This is a genomic window from Maridesulfovibrio ferrireducens, assembly GCF_016342405.1.
GTDB lineage: Bacteria > Desulfobacterota > Desulfovibrionia > Desulfovibrionales > Desulfovibrionaceae > Maridesulfovibrio > Maridesulfovibrio ferrireducens_A.
This window is the reverse complement of the sequence record NZ_JAEINN010000007.1, coordinates 54,433-73,422: the sequence shown is the minus strand read 5'-3', so window position 1 is coordinate 73,422 and position 18,990 is coordinate 54,433. Positions and strand designations below refer to the sequence as shown.

The window sequence follows — 18,990 nt, the reverse complement described above, 5'->3', positions numbered from 1 at the left end:
AAAACTAATTAAGAGGAAACCATAAGGTCTCGCCAGTCCACGGATTAGTAGAATACCCCATATCACCGTTCTCAATATCACGCCCAGTAAAGACTCTTTTTGCCCACGTAGATTTAACTTCGCTTTTACGATTTTTTCCATATTCTGCTGTTTCCGATATGAACTCTTTTTTACCATCAAGTTGTCGAACCTTAATCTTGACTCTTTTTTCTTCTGCAATATAATATTTCTGCCAATTTGCAGTCCCATAAATTCCAGTAAAAGAATTAAATTGTGAATAAACTTTATAACTGATTGTTTTTATTTCTTTTATAAATTCCCAATCAGAATACTCAGTCCATTCTTCGCATTTAACTTGACGACACTTACAATTAGGATGTGGACGTACCATTGTTGGAGTTTCTGAAATTTCACCGTTTTTCTTTGTGCAAGCATCACAAGCAACTTCATTAGCCTTCCAAACATAATATGTTTTGAGATCATGCCTTTCTCTAAAAAAACCACCAAATGATCCCATTAACCCAGATGAGTCCACGGCATTAATCGGATCATCCAAACAATACCCATAAACATCTACATCCCCGCCACCAAACCCCAAAGGGTCTTGTGCTGTGAAACGTCCAATCTCTGGATCATACTCACGAAATCCGAAATGAATAAGGCCTGTATCTTTATCAAATAATCCACCAGCGAAGCCTAGCGGAATCTCAACACACTCACGGGTATCGACAAACTTATTACCAAATGAATCAAATATGATCTTCTTTAGCTCATTTCCGTCTTTGTCTGCAAACATATAAACAGAGCCGACCTGATCCGAGGCAAGGTAGTAGACGACGCTATTGATGGTCACAACAAACTGACCATTTTTTTTATCACGACTAAAAAAGAGTCGGTTCTTTCCACTACCATCTATAACAGAATCCAATGTAGTAAAATCCTTCCAAAAATATTTCTCTACGATCTTACCATTAATAGACTTAGCGACACGAACACCACGTAAATCGCAGTGATACTCAATTTTGCGTCCATCTGGCAAAAAAACTTTAGAAATCTGGCCTTTTGGAAAATATTCATACTTCGTAACCAGCCCTCTGTCCTTCTTTTCAGACAAACTACCATAACGATTATATACATACGTGACATTACAAGCTTGAATGAGTCTTAAATCTTTATCGTACTTATATTGACGAAACCCTGTATTAACAGTTTCGGATGTAACCCGTTCACCATTTTTACCATATTGATAATGCTCGAGAACCTTGCCTTCGCTAATAACGCGACTCAACCTACCACCAGCGTCATATTCATATTGAACATTATGGTAACTATCCCCTAGATTAAGCTGCTTCTCAATAATTCTACCGTCATCATCACGAGCGGTTACCAATACAGCATAAGGAGCTTTTGCTCCGGGTACGACAAAAGGAATAACTTGAATACTATCGTCTGGATTATAATCTACCCCGTCACGTTCAAATTCATCATGAAGATCCGCCCCTGTTCCGGTTTGGAGTTGTATTTGCTGAGAAGCTGAATCCTGCTGTTGCCGCACATTCTGATTTCGTCTCTGCCCAAAATCGGCAATCAGTTCTTTTCCGTAATCTGTTTCGGCCAAGTCCCGCGCCAATTTCAGATTAGGATTTTCAAACATAAACCGAGCATGAGCATGACGCTTAATCAATTGAAACCTTTCCTTTAGTTGCGTCCACTCACGGTTCTTCTGATCCCATTGAGTCTTCACCTCCGGCTTCATCATGGAAGAATACATACGATCCGAAGCTGAAAAGTCCGAAAAATCCGGTTCCATAACCTGTAACTTTGCTCCAGATGAACGAGAGACGACTTCCCACATGTTATCGAGTTGCATTTCTGGCGAATCCTTTTCACCATACATTTTTAATGCAGGAGTTAAGTCCGCTCTTCTCTTTCTTTATAAAATGTAATCATTCTGAGTGTTCATAAAAAATCCTATCATTATGGTTAACAAACAAATTCACTCAAAATCATTATTTTGAGTGAATTCACCACTTCAACTAACAATAGGATAAAATATACATGCGACAATATTTGCCAGAGAATGACGTAAAAAGAGATAATTTTGTATTATCAAACAACATTAAAAAATATGCCCAACATTCACAAAAAAAGGCCAGCCTCAAACGAGGCTGGCCCAAAATAAAAAGATAAACACTAATTACTTACTATTCACTTTTATACTCAGCGGCCTGCTTAACTAAATAATCAAAAATAGCTGAAGTTTGTAAATAATCATAAGTATATTGCGGATGATACTGAAATCCCAGCAACGTCTTGTACTTAAACAGATCAACAATCACTCCCCGCCTGAGAGCCTTATTAAAAACTTCCCGATTAGCATCCTTCACCTGCGGATAGTCGGGAACAGCGCCCTTAATTTCATAAGAATCGGCTTCCCCCTTCTTCAAACTAAGCGGATGAAAAGAAATTACCGAAAAATCATCAATTACAGGCACTGGCTCGGTCATTCCCAGAGTGTGATTCAAGTCCTTATTAACATATGCTTTACCAACTGCTCCGCCTTTGCCAAACATTTCAGGCAAAGGATATTTAATCATAGAATATTCAGTGCGATCTTCAAGGTTACGTGAGTTCAACATTTGATCAATGGTCCACACTTCGGTTGGTCCGCCATAAGGATTGTTACGCGCATATAAGGGTTTAACTTTCCAATCTGTTTCAGGTGGGAAAAGTCTGATCAATCCTCCGCCAGCGTACAAATATCCTAATTGAGCGCCATGACAGGTTCCATAAATCGGCTTTTTCTGATTCAAGGCCGCATCAATGAAGAATAAACCATAAAGGGTATCGTTTACATCTTCACTTACTGCATACCCGACTTCAAGCTTCTTCACTTCAGGATTATAAAAAATAGGATGTAAAACAGTTAGTCCCGTAGATTCTACAACCAACAGACAATAATCCTTCATCATATCAGAAATTTCAGCATGAGCTTTAGCTAGCGGTGATTTTGGATCAGCTTTTATGCCAGCCATAATTACATCAAAAAGTTTTTCGCCTTTTTTGAGTTTATTTTTCGCCTTAACGACAGAATCGCGTCCGGCTTCCAAATTTATGAGAATCGCCTTTTGACGGCCTGTAACCTCTTTCGTTAAATAAGGATTGAAAATTGTAAACTTCATATCCAGTTTTTTTTCAACCATTGATCGATGCGTAGAAGTTTTAAACGCATAAAAAATGGCAGGTTGCATCTGAGATTGGCTTCTATCCGGAACTACCATCACTTTCAAAGTTCGCGAAAAAGCAGGAACAGGTTTCAACACAAAACCCAGCAAAACGACGAGCACAGAAATTGCGAAAATTAATTTAAGAAAAAAACTACGGCGAGAGCAAACTTTTGTCATATAAACCTCCTTAAACAAGTTTAACCTTGTTTGTGAATAAAGCTCCTTTTCTAAATAAAATTAATTACAATGCTAGAGCAATATAGATACTCTCTAGTTATCATCAGTTTAGCGGTTTGTGGAAGTTTTTTTGAAAAAGTGTTCAGCTCAAAAAAGAAACCCCCCGCAACTCAAAAGAGCTACGGGGGTGATAAACACATTTAAATTAAGGTTATCGCTTAGCCCGTGGAAATCCGGTGATAATGCTGATTACCGCGACAAATGCCAGTATATAACAATAATACATGTTTCCAATAATTTCGAGCGGTGACAGCTGTGAGATAGAACCTGCAAGCAGAATTTGCGCTCCGTAAGGAATCAAACCCTGAATAACACAGGAAAAAATATCCAAAAGACTGGCACTGCGACGAGGATCAACGTTGTGACTCTTTGCAATTTCTTTAGCCATTCCGCCAGTCAAAATGATGGCTACAGTATTATTTGCAGTACATAAATCAGAAAAAACCGACAACGCACCAATACTAAACTCACCTGCTCGAGTCGATTTGGTGCCGCGAGTCAACTTGCCGATAAAATTGATAATATAAGTAATTCCACCATGATACTTGATCAATTCACCAAGTCCGCCAATTAACAGAGAAAGAACTAAGATCTCTTGCATTCCGGTAAAACCGGTATAAATATCCTGTGAAAACTTGAGAATACTGAAATCAGCCATAGAGAGTAAGCCGACAATTCCCGTAAATACAATCCCTGAACCAAGAACAATAAACACATTAACTCCGATAACTGCCATCACAAGAATAATTAAATATGGCAGAACCTTAAGCAGACTGTATGTTCCTTCATGCAAGACCTGACCGCCTTCACCTACTATATATAATATGATTACCGTAACGAGCGCCGCAGGAATCGCAATCAGAAAATTCATTTTGAATTTATCGCCCATCTCACAACCCTGAGTACGGGTGGCTGCAATAGTCGTATCAGAAATCATGGATAGATTGTCTCCGAACATTGCACCACCGACAACCGCTCCCATAAGCAAAGCTGAAGAAATGTCGGTTTTGCCTGCAACCCCGACAGCAATCGGAGCAATCGCTGCAATGGTTCCCATTGAAGTTCCCATAGCAGTTGCAATGAATGCCGCAATAATAAACAAACCGGGAAGAACCATTGAAGCCGGAACAATCGACAAACCAAGGTTAACAGTAGATTCAACTCCGCCGATAGACTTTGCCACCGAGGCAAATCCACCAGCCAGCAGATAAATCATACACATTGTAATGATACCGGATTCTCCAGAACCACTTAAGAAAACATTTATCTTTTCCTTTATCTTACCCTTTCCCATCCAAATAGCCCATGCAATGGCCGGAAGAATCGCAACAGTGGCGGAGAGCTGATAGAACGCCATGTTTGCTCCGTTCATAGTAAGGGAGAAACCTGTTCCGAGAAATATCACTAGAAATAAGGCAAGAGGGGCTAAAGCCCAACCGTTAGCTTCATGTTTCATAACAACTTATCCTTTCTAAAAAAATTAAGTAAACAAACGGCCGGCCTATTTACTTAATAAATTCAAAGCTAATAATTTTATTCAAATTTTCATAAACACATTAGATTGATAAAGAACTGATCCTAAGGAAAAAGTAGAAAGTAATCATTTTCTACTTATAAAAAGTGATTACTCATTATTAATTTACCTTTTTAAGCAACTAAGGGAAAACAAATGCCTCTTTTAGAACGGACTTGTCAATATCAACAAAGCTAAAATAATATTCAAAAAGAGCAGCCTCTTACATATTATATAATACGCAAGAGGCTGCTCATCTATCTTGTTCATTTGTAAAGAGACTATTTAAAAAAAACATCCACTCAACTTTCAATTCAACAGTTCAATATATCTATCTTTTTAGTAAGAAACTTCAACAGCTGAAGATGCTTTAATCGCGCGTTCTTTGGCGTCTTCCACATCTTTTCCCAAAGCCAAGGCAACGCCGAGACGACGAACACCGTTGCATTCACCTTTCCCGAAAATCAAAACCTTTGTGTCAGGCTCTTCAAGAGCTTTATCAATATTCGCAAAAGAAGGTGAAGTTGACTTACCGTTTGAAAGAATAACACTTGAAGCGGCTGGACCGTACTGACGAATCGCAGGAACAGGCAGGCCAAGTATTGCGCGCACATGTAAAGCAAACTCACTGAGATCCTGAGATATAACCGTTACAAGGCCTGTATCGTGAGGACGAGGTGAAACTTCGCTGAAATAAATTTCTTCACCTTTAATAAAAAGCTCCACTCCGAAAATGCCTCTGCCGCCAAGAGCGTCAGTAATTTTGAAAGCGTATTCTTCAGCTTTCTTAAGGGCGGTTTCAGTCATAGGCTGTGGCTGCCATGATTCACGGTAATCACCGTCTTCCTGCCTGTGTCCAATTGGAGCGCAGTAAGAAGTTCCGCCTTTATGACGAACGGTCAGCAAAGTAATTTCATAATCAAATTCAACGAACTTTTCTACGATAATACGCCCTTCACCGGTTCTGCCGCCCGACTGAGAATATTCCCATGAATGATCAATATCGTTTTCGGTTTTAACAGTACTCTGCCCTTTTCCTGATGAACTCATAACAGGCTTAATTACGCAGGGAATGCCGATTTCTTTAACAGCAGCGAGATATTCTTCTTTAGTGTCTGCAAATTTATACGGAGAAGTCTTCAAACCGACCTCTTCAGCGGCTAGTCTACGAATACCTTCACGGTCCATAGTCAGTCTGGCTGCTCTGGCGGTCGGGATAACTGTGAACCCTTCACTTTCAAGTTCTAAAAGAGTCTCTGTTGCAATGGCTTCAATCTCCGGCACGATGAAGTCAGGTTTCTCTGTTTCAACAACTCTGCGCAATTCCGCGGCATCGAGCATAGAGATAACATAGCTGCGATGTGCAACCTGCATAGCAGGAGTATTCTCATATCTGTCTACGACAATAACCTCTACACCTAAACGCTGTGCTTCGATTACTACTTCTTTGCCAAGCTCTCCGCCGCCTAGAAGCATCATTTTACGGGCAGAACTTGTTCCGGCTGTTCCAAGAGTTACCATTGCATTATCTCCGTCGGGTAAAAATTGTATACGTACTTTCTTCAAGTATCGGGTTAAGATTTGTTTCTACTCTCATATGACAGTTCAAAACTCAAGAAATTAGGAATATATAAAATAATTATTGAAATAAAATAAACCTTCACAGGCAAGTCTTGTCAACGCCTGCACCCTGTTGTAGTTTATTTAATTACAAAAGAGTTTCAAACTGCTTTTCAATCAACAATCAATTATATCAACAAAACAAGATCAAAAAAGACACAATATGGAAGGATTTAGGCCCCTAACTATGGACAAAAAAAGAATTATCCTTGCTGTTACCGGAGCAAGCGGAACAATTTATTCTGTAATTCTAGCCCATGAGCTAGGAAAAATGGAAGATGTCGAGCTACATCTTATTCTATCTGATGCTTCACTTAAAGTGATGGAACTTGAGACAGACTTTAACCCCGACAACCTTACTGATCACGCTGATTTCGTGTACCCGCAAAACCTTATATCAGCCCCGCCTGCCAGCGGTTCATGGAAGCATGACGGCATGATCATATGCCCCTGTTCAATGGCGTCCTTAGCGGCAGTGGCACAAGGACTGGGGTCTAATTTAATTCACAGAGCTGCTGACGTTTCCCTAAAAGAACGCCGCAAACTGATTATGGTTACACGCGAAACACCGTTAAATTTGATACATATCAGAAATATGGAAACTGTCACTTTAGCGGGAGGAACCGTAATGCCGGCTTCTCCCGGTTTTTATCACAGCCCTGAAAGTATTAATGATCTTGCAGCTCACATGGCTGGAAGAATTCTTGAACAACTTAACCTTCCGCACAATTTATATAAACGTTGGGATCAAAATTCACGGAGATAATTATGAATCATTTTTTTACATGGAACGGACATTCAAATTTCAAGATCAAATCCGGCGATAAAACAATAATTATTGATCCTTTTTTCGAAGGTAATCCGAAAGCTCCGGTTTCATGGAATTCAATCACAGCGGCTGATGTTGTTCTGGTCACCCATGATCACGGGGATCATGTCGGACAGGCTGCTGAAATCTGTTGCGCCACAGGTGCGACCCTCGTCTGCATCTTCGATTTTGTAGAAAGCATGATCGCGCAAGGGGTAAGTGCAGATAAAATCATCGGTATGAATATTGGTGGAACAGTTGAAGTTGCAGGCGTAAAAATTAAAATGGTTCAAGCCATGCACTCATCAACCGAAGGTGCCCCGGCTGGATACATTTTAACATACGATGATGATTTCTGCGTTTATTTCGCTGGAGATACCGGACTATTCTCAAGTATGGAACTATTCGGAAAAATGAATGACATTGATGTTGCAGTACTCCCCACCGGTGGATGGTTCACAATGGATTCCAAAGATGCAGCATATGCCTGCAAATTACTCGGATGTCGTTACGCAATACCTATGCACTGGGGAACTTTCTCAATTTTAGAGCAGAATACATCAAATTTTGTAGCAGAAACAGCCAAAACTGCGCCTGAATGCAAAGTTATAGAAATTGTTTTAGGTGAAGAGACAGAAATTAAAGCTTAATAAAACATGCCTCCGGCGGCTTAGGAACCTTTTAATTATTAAATATGAACAAAGCCAACTTACTTAATTTTTATTCAAGATCCTTAAAAGAATTATAAATTTGCTTTGCACGGACCTTGCCGATTCCCGGAACTTTTGAAAGTTCCTCAGCTGTTGCTCCTTTCATTTTTTGAACAGAACCATATTGGTCCCAAAGCAACCGCGCTGTTTTGGGACCGATCCCCGGCAAACTCAGCACTTCGCTTTGCAGTGCTTTTTTCTTGCGGGATTTTCGCTGTTTTCCAATTACAAACCTATGAGCTTCATCTCGCAATCTTTGTAAATACAATAAAGCCGGACTACCGCCTTTTAAGGGCAGATGATTTTTTCGTCCGGGTGTAAAGATTCTATCTTCAAGTTCTCCAGCCTTTCTGGTTGGACCTTTTGCTATTGAAGCCAGAGCCGGAATAGGCGCAGAGTCCTGCCAATTCTCAGAAAAAGCTTTTTCAACCGATGAAAGCTGTCCTTTACCACCATCAATCAAAATAAGATCAGCCCATGGCGCACCGGATTCAATCCGTTTTAAAACCCAATGATAAAGAGCGGCATAGTCATCTGATGAATGCTCAAGCTCCGGAAATGTGTAGGCCCGGTATTGTGACTTTTCAGGTTTACCCTGCTCGTAAACAACCATTCCGACACGCATTCCTTCACCGCCAAGATGAGAAGCATCAATGCATTCAATACGCTGAGGCGGAGCAGGAAGATTTAATTTCGCTGCTAGAATATCCAGAATATCCTCATTACTTTTTTCTTTTGCACCTATAGATGCATTTTTCCGGGCAATATCAAGTAACCGTTTTTCCTCACTTGTTTGAGGAGTGGAAATACGCACCACAGACTTGCTACGTTCGGTAAGAATTTCTGAGGCGCTATACATATCAAATTCAAACGGCACTAAAATTTTGGGTGGAATAAATTTTGTGGAAGAATAGAACTGCGAAATAAAACTGTGTAAAATTTCATCGCCATCTTCGAGGCTCAACCCGGGCCAAAAAAAATCTTTTTTATCCAGCAAACGTCCCTGTCTAATAAAAAGCAACCCCAGCCCTATTCCCCGTGAAGATTCAGCAAGGGCGATTACATCAATATCAGCTCTATCATTAAGGACAACTGCCTGTTTTTCGATTGTTTTACTGATTGCCGTAATCTGGTCACGAACTTTGGCCGCCTGTTCATAAGCAAGTTCCAAAGAAGCCTTCTCCATTTCATGCCGTAAATCTGTAATCAGGTCACCTGCTTTACCGGATAGAAGCATTTCAACTTTTTTAACCAGCTCCATGTATTGAACTCTCGGAACAAAATTAACACAAGGCCCTAAACACTGCCCGATGTCATAATACAAACAAGGCCTGACTCTATTTTTAAAAGCAGAATCAGAACATTTGCGAAGTTGAAACACTTTGCCAAGAATTTTCCATGTTTCCCGCGCGAAAAAACTGGAAGTATATGGACCGAAATAAACAGATCCGTCACGCACGACTTTTCTGGTTAAACGTAAACGGGGATACTCGGAACGTTTATCAAGCTGAAAAAGAACGTATTGCTTATCATCCCGCAAAACCACATTGTAACGTGGCCTATGCTTCTTGATCAGGCTTGCCTCCAAAAGGAGAGCCTCCTTTTCTGTAGCAGTAACAAGAATATCAATGGACGCTATCTTTGAAACCAAAATTTTAGTTTTGGGAGTATGTTTTTGAACTGAACGAAAGTAGGAAGCAAGACGTTTACGTAAATTTCGAGCTTTCCCTACATATATAATAAGACTAGTGGAATCTTTCATCAGATACACACCGGGAGATGTCGGATAATCGACACTTATAAACTCAAACTCCATATTCACCAGCCCTGTATAATTTTTTATACTTCCTCTTAAAACCCTTATTCAGAACTATCCACAGCCAAGACCCTTGTCAATAAAGGACTAACAGCTCTATATTAAATGTCTAGAAATTTTCTATTTTTTGCAGAGCTTTAAATAGTATAAAATTTTGTACGGTAAAAAAATTTTAACTTTAGTCAAAAAAATGTAATTTTAGTCTTGCCATTAGTTTTGTGAAGCGATAGAACTGTTCCTGAAGGTAGGTGTCAGGCAATTGTGCATTAACTTCATTCATTCAGCAAAAGAAGGAATACAATTATGAAACGTTTGGTAACTCTCGCCATCCTCGCCACTTTGGTGCTCGGAATGGCTGGTACCGCTTCTGCGGTAGACCTGGAAGCTAAAGGTAAAATCCAGGTTCAGGCTAATATTATGGATAACAGTGATTTCCTCTCTGCTAAACATAATGGTGATCAGGAAGATGACTTAAACTTCTACTTCCGTGCTCGTACACAGTTCCGTTTCATTGCAAACGAAAACTTGATGGGTGAATTGTACTTACAGTACAAAACTCGCTTTGGTACAAATGGTGCTAACAGTGGTTCCACTTTAGGTGGTAATGAACTTTCTGTAAAACGTGCTTTTCTTCAGTACCGTTTTCCAGAAACAGAAGTACTCGTAACAGCTGGTAGAACAAATCTTGACCTACCTGGCGCAGCAGCAGGTAATATGGTTCTTGCTGGTACTGACGGCGATCAGATCATCATCCAGTCTCCTATCACAGACCAGATTGGTATAGCAGCAGCATTCCTTCGCTACAGAGACAACAATGATATTGACGCAGCTGTGACCCCTACAACAGCAAGCAACTGGCAGGACGAGTTTGATGTATTCTACGCAGCTCTTCCAATCACCATTGATGGCCTTGAAGCTACTCCATATTTCGCATATGGCCTTCTAGGTAGAAATGCTGCTATTGGTAATGATGCTGGAGCTGGTCTTACCGCTCCTGTGGTAACTGCTTTTACTAAAAACATAACTGCATGGTGGGCTGGTACTTCTTTCGCTCTTACCATGTTTGATCCTATCGTATTCAAGGCTGACCTTGTTTATGGTAGCGTTGATGGCGACATCAAAGCCAATGACCGTTCCGGTTTTGGTGCAGACATGTCTCTTGCTTACACAGGATTTGACTTCGTAAAACCTAAGTTTGTTTTCGCTTACACCACTGGTGAAGATGACAAAACTGATAACGGTTCCGAACGTCTTCCAACAATTGAAAATGACTTCGCTTTCGGTACTTACTACTTCGGTGGATCTGCTTTGTTTTCCTCTGACCTTGACAATGCTCAGCAGCAGGGTTTCTGGACAGCAGGTCTTTCTTTCGAAGGAATCTCTTTCCTCGACAAACTGACTCATGACGTTCACTTCTTGTACATCAAAGGTACTAACGACAAGGACCTCATCAAAAATGCTGGCGCAGCTGGACTGACTAGCATTGCAGCTGACGGTCGCTTCTTGACAACAAAAGATAGTGCTTTCGAAATTGACTTCAACACTAACTACCAGATCTACGACGAACTGGCTGCTATCGTTGAATTCGGTTACATCGACATGAACCTTGATAAAGGAACATGGGAAAATTACAAAGGCACAGACGGCGTAGCTCGTGCAGGTAAAGATGATCCAGCACTTAAGTTCGCAGTTGGCCTTGTTTACGAATTCTAAGAATTCTTAGACCCTTTCCAACAATTAGTCCTGACACCGGGGCCGGAAGTTATCTTCCGGCCCTTTTTTATTGTTATATACTCGCCATTCTATTATGCTCGACTTTTGAATCGCATTAAGATAATGAATAATTACATCAGAATTAGTACTTTTCGGTAAAAACAAACACCTATTCACACTCTTCAAGTTAAGGATATTTCAATGCCTTGCAAGGACATAGAATACTCAGGCCAAGACTCGTGGCCTGAAGTTAAAAAATGGCTGGACTTACGCAAAAACCCTGATCAAAAAGTAGACGGAATCGTCAGAGAAATACTTGAAGCTGTTAAATCAGAAGGCGATCAGGCTTTAATTAAATATACTCAAAAATTCGACTGTCCCGGATTCAATCAGGATATGCTCAAAGTTTCTGAAGACAATCGAAGCGTTGCATATACAGAAGTAAAAAGTGAAGATCTCGAGATAATTGAAGAATCAATCCGCAATGTAAAAAATTTCCATCGCAGACAAGTCCAACAGTCATGGTGGACAACTGACAAAGACGGAACAATTCTCGGTCAGTTGGTAAGGCCTGTAGACCGGGTAGGTTTATACGTTCCCGGTGGTCAAGGCGGTGAAACACCCCTTATCTCCAGCATGATTATGAATGCAGTTCCTGCACAGGTTGCCGGAGTTAAACAGATAGCGGTTATTTCTCCTCCGAGAAAAGACGGAACACTGAATCCATACATTCTGGCTACAGCTCAAGAACTCGGAATAAACGAAATTTACGCAAGTGGGTCAGCATGGGCCATCGGCGCTCTTGCATATGGAACACAAACCATTAAGCCTTGCGACGTGATTGCCGGACCGGGCAATATTTTTGTTGCAACAGCCAAAGGACAGCTCGTCGGAGAAGTTGGAATCGACATGATCGCCGGACCAAGTGAAATCGCAATACTTGCCGATGACACAGCTGATCCTGTTTGGATTGCCGCGGATATGCTTTCTCAGGCAGAACATGATCCTCTAGCCGCATCTATTTTGATAACATGGGATAAAAACCTAGGTAGTAAAGTTAAAGAAGAACTAAGAACACAGGCAAAAAAACTGCCTAGAGGCGAAATAGCTCTTCAATCACTTAATTCATGGGGAGCTATCGTTGAAGTTCCGGACAGAAATACCGGAATAAATTTCGTAAATAACATGGCTCCTGAACATCTTGAACTGGCATTTGAAGATCCTTGGGGTGCAATAGGACTCATTAAACATGCCGGTGCAATTTTCATGGGACATCACACCCCTGAACCTATTGGTGATTACTTTGCCGGACCAAATCATGTATTACCCACAGTTGGTACAGCCAGATTTTCATCTGCTCTTTCCGTTGAAACTTTTTGTAAAAAATCCAGTCTGATTTATACCGATCAGAATTATATTTCCAGACACGGCGCAAAAATTGCCAGATTGGCTAGACTTGAAGGGCTTGAAGCTCATGCCCGTTCCATTGAATCTCGCTACAAATAAGAGGTAACTCAAATGTCTAAAAACCATCTCATTGAAACAGATATCAAAGAACTGAAACTTCTCTCCAGAGGGAAAGTACGTGATATTTATGAAGTTGATGCTGAAACTCTGCTGATCATTACGACCGACAGAATATCCGCATATGACGTAATTATGCCTAACCCCATTGAAGATAAGGGTAAAATCCTAAACCAGATTACTTTATTCTGGATGGAAATGTGCAAGGATATTATTCCTAATCACCTTATTGCTTCAAATGTTGATAACTATCCTGAAGTTCTGCATAAATACAAAGATCAACTTCAAGGACGAAGTGTTTTAGTAAAAAGAGCTAAACCACTTCCGATTGAATGTATTGTTCGCGGCTACATCACAGGTTCCGGATGGAAAGATTATCTCGCCACTGGAAAAGTGTCCGGCCATGCTCTTCCTGAAGGACTCAAAGAATCAGATATGCTTGAACATCCACTGTTCACTCCGTCTACAAAAGCAGACTTAGGTGAACATGATGAAAACATCACAGTTGATAAAGCAATGGAAATGCTCGGCAGCGATTTGCTTGAAAAAGTTCAAGATGTAACTCTGTCAATCTATCACCGTGCTAGAGATTATGCTCGGAAACGCGGCATAATCATAGCTGATACAAAATTTGAATTCGGTCTTATAGGTGACGAACTCATTATAATTGATGAAGTTCTTACTCCTGATTCTTCAAGATTTTGGCCCGTTGAAGGTTATAAAGCTGGACAGTCTCAGCCGAGCTTCGATAAACAGTTCCTGCGTGACTGGCTGACAGATATCAATTTCAATAAGCAGCCTCCTGCTCCTGAAATTCCGGAAAATATTGCGTCAAAAACACGCGAAAAGTATCTTGAAGCGTTTAAGCTCTTGACCAGTTCTGAACTTGATGCTTAAAAACTTATAATTAATAATTTAATTCGACAGAAGCTTAACAACTATCAAAACTGACGTAGGAATAAACACTTTATTCCCGATTACGTCATTGGTTTTACTGCCCTGTCTGCAGATTTATATCTTTTATCTACAAGGAGTAATTAATGCTGCTGGAAGGAAAAAAAGCTCTTATTTTCGGCGTGGCAAATGAAAAAAGTATTGCCTATGGAATTGCTGAACAATTCAAAAAGCAAGGTGCAAAACTTGCTTTCAGTTATGTTAATGATGCGATAAAAAAACGCGTTGAGCCTATCAGTGAAGAACTTGGCGGAGAATTTATATTCCCTTGTGATGTTAGCAATGATGATGACGTAGCTAAATCAGCTGAATTTGTAAAAGAACAGTGGGGAGACGTTGATATCCTAGTCCACTCTGTTGCTTTTGCAAATCGCGATGACTTGAAAAAACGTTACATCGAAACATCACGTGACGGTTTTCACCTTGCGCTTGACGTTTCAGCATACTCACTTGTCACGCTATGTAACGCCTTTGAACCCATCATGAATCCCGGTTCATCTGTTATGGCTATGACTTACCTCGGTTCTTCTAAAGTCATTACCAACTATAACGTAATGGGTGTAGCAAAAGCAGCTCTTGAAGCCAGCGTTCGCTACCTTGCATGCGATATGGGACACAAAGGGGTCAGAGTAAATGCTTTAAGCGCCGGACCAATTAAAACATTGGCTTCCTCCGGTATTTCCGGCTTCAAGAGTATTTTTTCTCATATCGAGGAACGTGCTCCTCTTCATAAGAATGTAACTACCGAAGAAGTTGGAAAAACAGCAACATATTTAGCCTCTGATTTATCCAGCGGAGTTACAGGCGAAGTTCTCTTCGTTGACTGCGGCTATAACATCATGGGAATTTAATTTTTTTAAAACAAAATGTAAATATAAAGCTGGAATCGGTAGTATCGTTTCCAGTTTTATATTTTATTATAAATGCTCAAAACTTGACAGAAGCTCAGAAAGGGACTAGTCATCCTTTCTTTCGCCTTGCCCTAATATTAAGGAAAGGGCCATAGACCATAAGGAGGTTTTTTTAATGCTCAGAAAGTACGAAGCACTCTTGCTTTTAAGCCCCGAGCTTGCGAGCGACAGCCGCAAGGACATCGTTGAAGGAGTTGTTGCCATCATCGAACGTGAAGGCGGCAAGCTAGAAGAAGTAGACGATTGGGGATCTCGCCAGTTGGCTTACCCTGTCCAGAATCAGTCCCGTGGGTACTACGTTCGTGTAGTTTTCAATGCGCCAGCACCATTGGTTGCAGAACTCGAACGCAATATTCGTATCACTGACGGAATTTTCAAGTTTGTTACAGTTAAACTTGAAGATAAAGCATTGGTACAGGAGGAAGCATAATCATGGCATTCAAGAAAAAATTCACACCAAAAAGGAAGTTCTGTCGTTTCTGCGCAGATAAAGCTCTTCCTCTCGATTATAAACGTCCTGACATTCTTAAGGACTTTGTTACCGAGCGCGGCAAAATTATTGCCCGCAGAATTACTGGTACTTGTGCAAAACATCAGCGCCGCCTTACTACTGAAATCAAACGTTCCAGGCAGATGGCTCTCATGCTTTATACAACTGTGCATAGCACTGATGTTAAGAAAAAGAGCTTCTAGGGGGACGATGATATGAAACTTATTTTACGTGCCGATATAGACTCTCTTGGACGTCTTGGAGATATCGTTTCAGTTAAAGCCGGTTACGGTCGCAACTATTTGATTCCTCAGGGCTTTGCTATGCCAGCTTCTGCAGCTAATCTCAAGCAGTTCGAGCTTGAAAAAAGAAAGCTTCAGGAACAGGCTGATAATCTTCGTACACAGGCTGAAGGACTTAGAGACAGACTTGCAGAAGTCGAAGTCAAAGTCGAAGTTCGTGTTGGTGAAGGTGACAAACTTTACGGTTCCGTTACCGCAGCAAACGTTGCTGAAGCTCTTGCTGAACAGGGATTTGATCTCGACCGCAGAAAAATTCTGTTGTCTGATCCTATTCGTTCACTGGGAACTTTCACTATCGAAGTTAAACTTCACCCCGAAGTTCGCGGTGAAATTAAACTGACCGTTGCTAAACCCGGTCAGATGATGGAAGAAGAAGAAACTGCAGAATCAGAAGCAGAAGAGGCGTAAGCCCGGCTCTAATTACAATTCAGACGGAGCATCATCAGATGCTCCGTCTGATCTTTTACGGAAAGTACCACCTCACAATCTGGAAGCAGAACAGGCTGTGTTGGGCGGAGTTTTTTTAAGCAACTCTATATTCAACGATCTCGTTGACATCGTTCATTCTGACGATTTTTACTCTCCTTCCCATCATGAAATTTTCAAAGCTTTCGAAGCTCTGTATGCCAAAAACGCTCCTATAGATATTGTCACCGTCAACGAGTACCTTACCAGTACCGGTAAAATTGATACTGTCGGTGGCCCTGTTTACCTGGCCGACCTTGCTAATTCTGTTATAAGTGCGGCAAATGCACTCCATCATGCCGAAATTGTAGCTGAAAAAAAGATCCAGCGAAGCCTGATTGATGCTGCAGCTTCAATCATCACCGATAGCTTTGAAGCACAGAACGTTAAAGAACTGCTTGATCATTCAGAACAAGCAATCTTTGAAATTACAGACGCCAAAAAAACTACCACCATTAAAAGCAGTAAAGAGCTTATAAAAGAAGTTTTCAAAGAACTTGAAATTAGAGTTGAACAAAAATCTCTAGTAACCGGCATCCCGACTACATACACCAAATTTGATGAAATGACGGCAGGACTTCAAAACTCTGAACTTGTCATTATTGCCGGACGCCCAAGTATGGGTAAAACCGCTTTTGCGTTGAACGTCGCTATGCGCGCAGCTCTTCACAGCGGAGTCCCTACAGCTGTATTCTCCCTTGAAATGGCTATGGGGCAGCTTATGACAAGGATGCTTGCCTGCCATGGAAAAGTAGATCTTTCCAGACTCAGAACAGGACAACTTGATGATGAGGACTGGGCAAAGCTTTATGAAGCTGCTCAGGACTTGACAGAAGCACCTATATTTATTGATGATACTCCATCTCTTTCCACTATGGAATTAAGAGCCAGATGCAGAAGGCTAAAATCACAGCACAATCTGGGTCTGGTAATGGTGGATTACCTCCAGCTCATGCGTTCCAGTGCGCGTACTGACTCACGTGAGCAAGAAATTTCTGATATTTCACGATCATTAAAAGCGTTAGCCAAAGAATTGAAAATACCAGTTCTTGCACTGTCTCAGCTGAACCGCAAAGTTGAAGAACGTACAGACAAAAGACCTATGATGTCTGACTTACGTGAATCAGGTGCGATTGAACAGGATGCTGATATTATCCTATTCCTCTATCGTGAAGATTTTTATAACAAAAAAGAAGACAAGCCTATTAACAACAAGGCCGAAGTTATTATCGGTAAGCAACGTAACGGTCCTACCGGTATTGTAGAGTTAGCCTTTTTCGGCAACTATACAGCCTTCGAAAACCTTGCTGCAGAGCCTTATCCGTCTGAGTATGGCGATGATTAATCGAAGCTATTACAAAAGACGAGAATCACTGAAAAACAATTAGCGGGAGAAATAAAATGTATTTCGATAAAGCGGAAGTGCTCGATAGAAGTGAATTGGAAAAACTCCAAGCCGAAAGACTAAGGAAAACCATCGAGCAAGCCGCTAAATCTCCGTATTACCGTGAATCTTTCAAAAAAAATAACATCGATTCCTCCATCATTAAAACTGTTGATGATATAAAAAGGTTACCTTTTACCACAAAAGACGACCTTCGTTCTCAATATCCATACGGACTGCTTACAAAACCTCTTGATGAATTTGTTCGTCTTCATGCTTCCTCCGGAACAACCGGAACGCCCACTGCTGTTTTTTATACTCAAAAAGACCTTGATACCTGGGCTGACCTTATGGCCCGCTCGATGTACGCAGTTGGAGTGAGACGGTCTGACGTTCTGCAAAATATGTCAGGTTATGGACTTTTCACCGGTGGTCTCGGAATTCATTACGGTTCTGAACGTCTTGGTTGTTTGACCGTTCCGGCAGGAGCAGGCAACACCAAACGACAGATTAAACTTATCCGCGATTTTAATGTTACCGCCCTGCATATTATCCCCTCCTTTGCTCTCTATTTTGCCGGCAAAGTTAGAGAAGAAGGATACGATCCCGCAGAAATGCCGTGGAAAATTGCTCTTATCGGAGCCGAGCCTCACACAGAACACACCAGACAAAAGATTGAAGAACTCCTGCACATTAAAGCTTACAATTCTTACGGCCTCTCTGAAATGAACGGCCCGGGTGTTGCTTTCGAGTGTACCGAACAAAAAGGGATGCACGTGTGGGAAGACTCATATATCGCTGAAATTATTAACCCTGAAACCGGGGAACATGTTGCTGAAGGCGAAATCGGCGAACTGGTAATGACAACGCTTACTCGCGAAGGCATGCCTATCATTCGCTACAGAACCAGAGACTTGACCCGTTTCGTTCCCGGTCAGTGCAAATGCGGTAGAACCTCTCGACGCATTGACAGAATTGTCGGTCGCGCCGATGACATGCTCATCATCAAGGGTGTTAATATTTACCCCATGCAAATCGAAAAAATAGTTATGGCGATGCCTGAAGTCGGACAAAACTATGTCATTGAACTCTTCAGAGAAGGGTTTATTGACCAGATTAAAGTTAAAGTTGAAATTAAAGATCAATTTTTTGTTGAAGATATGAGAGTATTGCAAGGATTACAGAAACGTATTGCCGCCAAGCTGAGAGATGAAATTCTTGTTACACCAAGAGTAGAACTAGTTCAGCGCAATTCTATCCCTAAATCTGAAGGTAAAGCTCAAAGAGTTATAGACCTCAGAGAAGTTGAGAATTAG

16 protein-coding genes are annotated in these 18,990 nt (G+C 41.1%); 11 read left to right on the top strand and 5 right to left on the bottom strand.

The features are described from left to right. Positions 1 to 4: 4 nt before the first annotated feature. The 4 genes from JEY82_RS09225 to purT all read right to left on the bottom strand — a co-directional run bounded on the left by JEY82_RS09225 (position 5) and on the right by purT (position 6,498). Positions 5 to 1,870 carry an RHS repeat domain-containing protein gene (locus JEY82_RS09225; protein ID WP_304085133.1) on the bottom strand — a complete coding sequence of 622 codons (1,866 nt, stop codon included), beginning with the start codon at positions 1,868 to 1,870 and terminating at the stop codon, positions 5 to 7. 334 nt (positions 1,871 to 2,204) lie between these two features. Beyond that, the gene (locus JEY82_RS09220) at positions 2,205 to 3,404 is read right to left on the bottom strand and encodes a hypothetical protein (RefSeq protein ID WP_304085132.1); all 1,200 of its coding nucleotides are present in this window, start codon (positions 3,402 to 3,404) and stop codon (positions 2,205 to 2,207) included. A gap of 211 nt (positions 3,405 to 3,615) precedes the next feature. Next, positions 3,616 to 4,920 carry a Na+/H+ antiporter NhaC family protein gene (locus tag JEY82_RS09215; RefSeq protein WP_304085131.1) on the bottom strand — a complete coding sequence of 435 codons (1,305 nt, stop codon included), beginning with the start codon at positions 4,918 to 4,920 and terminating at the stop codon, positions 3,616 to 3,618. A gap of 396 nt (positions 4,921 to 5,316) precedes the next feature. Beyond that, the gene (gene purT / locus JEY82_RS09210) at positions 5,317 to 6,498 is read right to left on the bottom strand and encodes a formate-dependent phosphoribosylglycinamide formyltransferase (RefSeq protein ID WP_304085130.1); all 1,182 of its coding nucleotides are present in this window, start codon (positions 6,496 to 6,498) and stop codon (positions 5,317 to 5,319) included. Positions 6,499 to 6,784: 286 nt separating this feature from the next. On the opposite strand from purT, the gene JEY82_RS09205 reads away from it, so the two are divergent. Next, the gene (locus JEY82_RS09205; protein WP_304085129.1) at positions 6,785 to 7,363 is read left to right on the top strand and encodes a UbiX family flavin prenyltransferase; all 579 of its coding nucleotides are present in this window, start codon (positions 6,785 to 6,787) and stop codon (positions 7,361 to 7,363) included. Between the two features lie 2 nt (positions 7,364 to 7,365). Next, complete coding sequence (locus JEY82_RS09200) at positions 7,366 to 8,055, top strand: metal-dependent hydrolase (protein ID WP_304085128.1); 690 nt, start codon at positions 7,366 to 7,368, stop codon at positions 8,053 to 8,055. 70 nt (positions 8,056 to 8,125) lie between these two features. On the opposite strand, the gene uvrC is transcribed toward JEY82_RS09200, so the two are convergent. Then, entirely contained in the window at positions 8,126 to 9,931 is a 1,806-nt protein-coding gene (gene uvrC, locus JEY82_RS09195) for an excinuclease ABC subunit UvrC (RefSeq protein ID WP_304085127.1), read from the bottom strand. Between the two features lie 303 nt (positions 9,932 to 10,234). Here uvrC and JEY82_RS09190 point away from each other — a divergent pair, with 303 nt between their 5' ends. From JEY82_RS09190 to JEY82_RS09150, 9 genes are all read left to right on the top strand, one after another. Continuing rightward, the gene (locus tag JEY82_RS09190) at positions 10,235 to 11,644 is read left to right on the top strand and encodes an outer membrane homotrimeric porin (protein WP_304085126.1); all 1,410 of its coding nucleotides are present in this window, start codon (positions 10,235 to 10,237) and stop codon (positions 11,642 to 11,644) included. Positions 11,645 to 11,845: 201 nt separating this feature from the next. Next, entirely contained in the window at positions 11,846 to 13,150 is a 1,305-nt protein-coding gene (gene hisD, locus JEY82_RS09185; protein WP_304085125.1) for a histidinol dehydrogenase, read from the top strand. 12 nt (positions 13,151 to 13,162) lie between these two features. After that, a complete protein-coding gene (locus tag JEY82_RS09180) occupies positions 13,163 to 14,065 on the top strand; it encodes a phosphoribosylaminoimidazolesuccinocarboxamide synthase (protein ID WP_304085124.1) in 903 nt (300 codons plus the stop codon). A gap of 143 nt (positions 14,066 to 14,208) precedes the next feature. Beyond that, a complete protein-coding gene (locus JEY82_RS09175; RefSeq protein WP_304085123.1) occupies positions 14,209 to 14,973 on the top strand; it encodes an enoyl-ACP reductase in 765 nt (254 codons plus the stop codon). Between the two features lie 175 nt (positions 14,974 to 15,148). Then, positions 15,149 to 15,463, top strand: a complete 315-nt coding sequence (gene rpsF, locus JEY82_RS09170) for a 30S ribosomal protein S6 (protein ID WP_092161353.1) — start codon at positions 15,149 to 15,151, stop codon at positions 15,461 to 15,463. A gap of 2 nt (positions 15,464 to 15,465) precedes the next feature. Continuing rightward, positions 15,466 to 15,726: a 30S ribosomal protein S18 gene (rpsR, locus tag JEY82_RS09165; protein ID WP_092161352.1), complete on the top strand. Its 261-nt coding sequence runs from the start codon at positions 15,466 to 15,468 to the stop codon at positions 15,724 to 15,726. 12 nt (positions 15,727 to 15,738) lie between these two features. Further along, the gene (gene rplI / locus JEY82_RS09160; RefSeq protein ID WP_304085122.1) at positions 15,739 to 16,233 is read left to right on the top strand and encodes a 50S ribosomal protein L9; all 495 of its coding nucleotides are present in this window, start codon (positions 15,739 to 15,741) and stop codon (positions 16,231 to 16,233) included. Beyond that, a complete protein-coding gene (gene dnaB, locus JEY82_RS09155; RefSeq protein ID WP_092161349.1) occupies positions 16,205 to 17,635 on the top strand; it encodes a replicative DNA helicase in 1,431 nt (476 codons plus the stop codon). Before rplI ends, dnaB begins: the two co-directional genes overlap by 29 nt. A 56-nt stretch (positions 17,636 to 17,691) precedes the next feature. Next, positions 17,692 to 18,990, top strand: a complete 1,299-nt coding sequence (locus JEY82_RS09150) for a phenylacetate--CoA ligase family protein (RefSeq protein ID WP_304085121.1) — start codon at positions 17,692 to 17,694, stop codon at positions 18,988 to 18,990.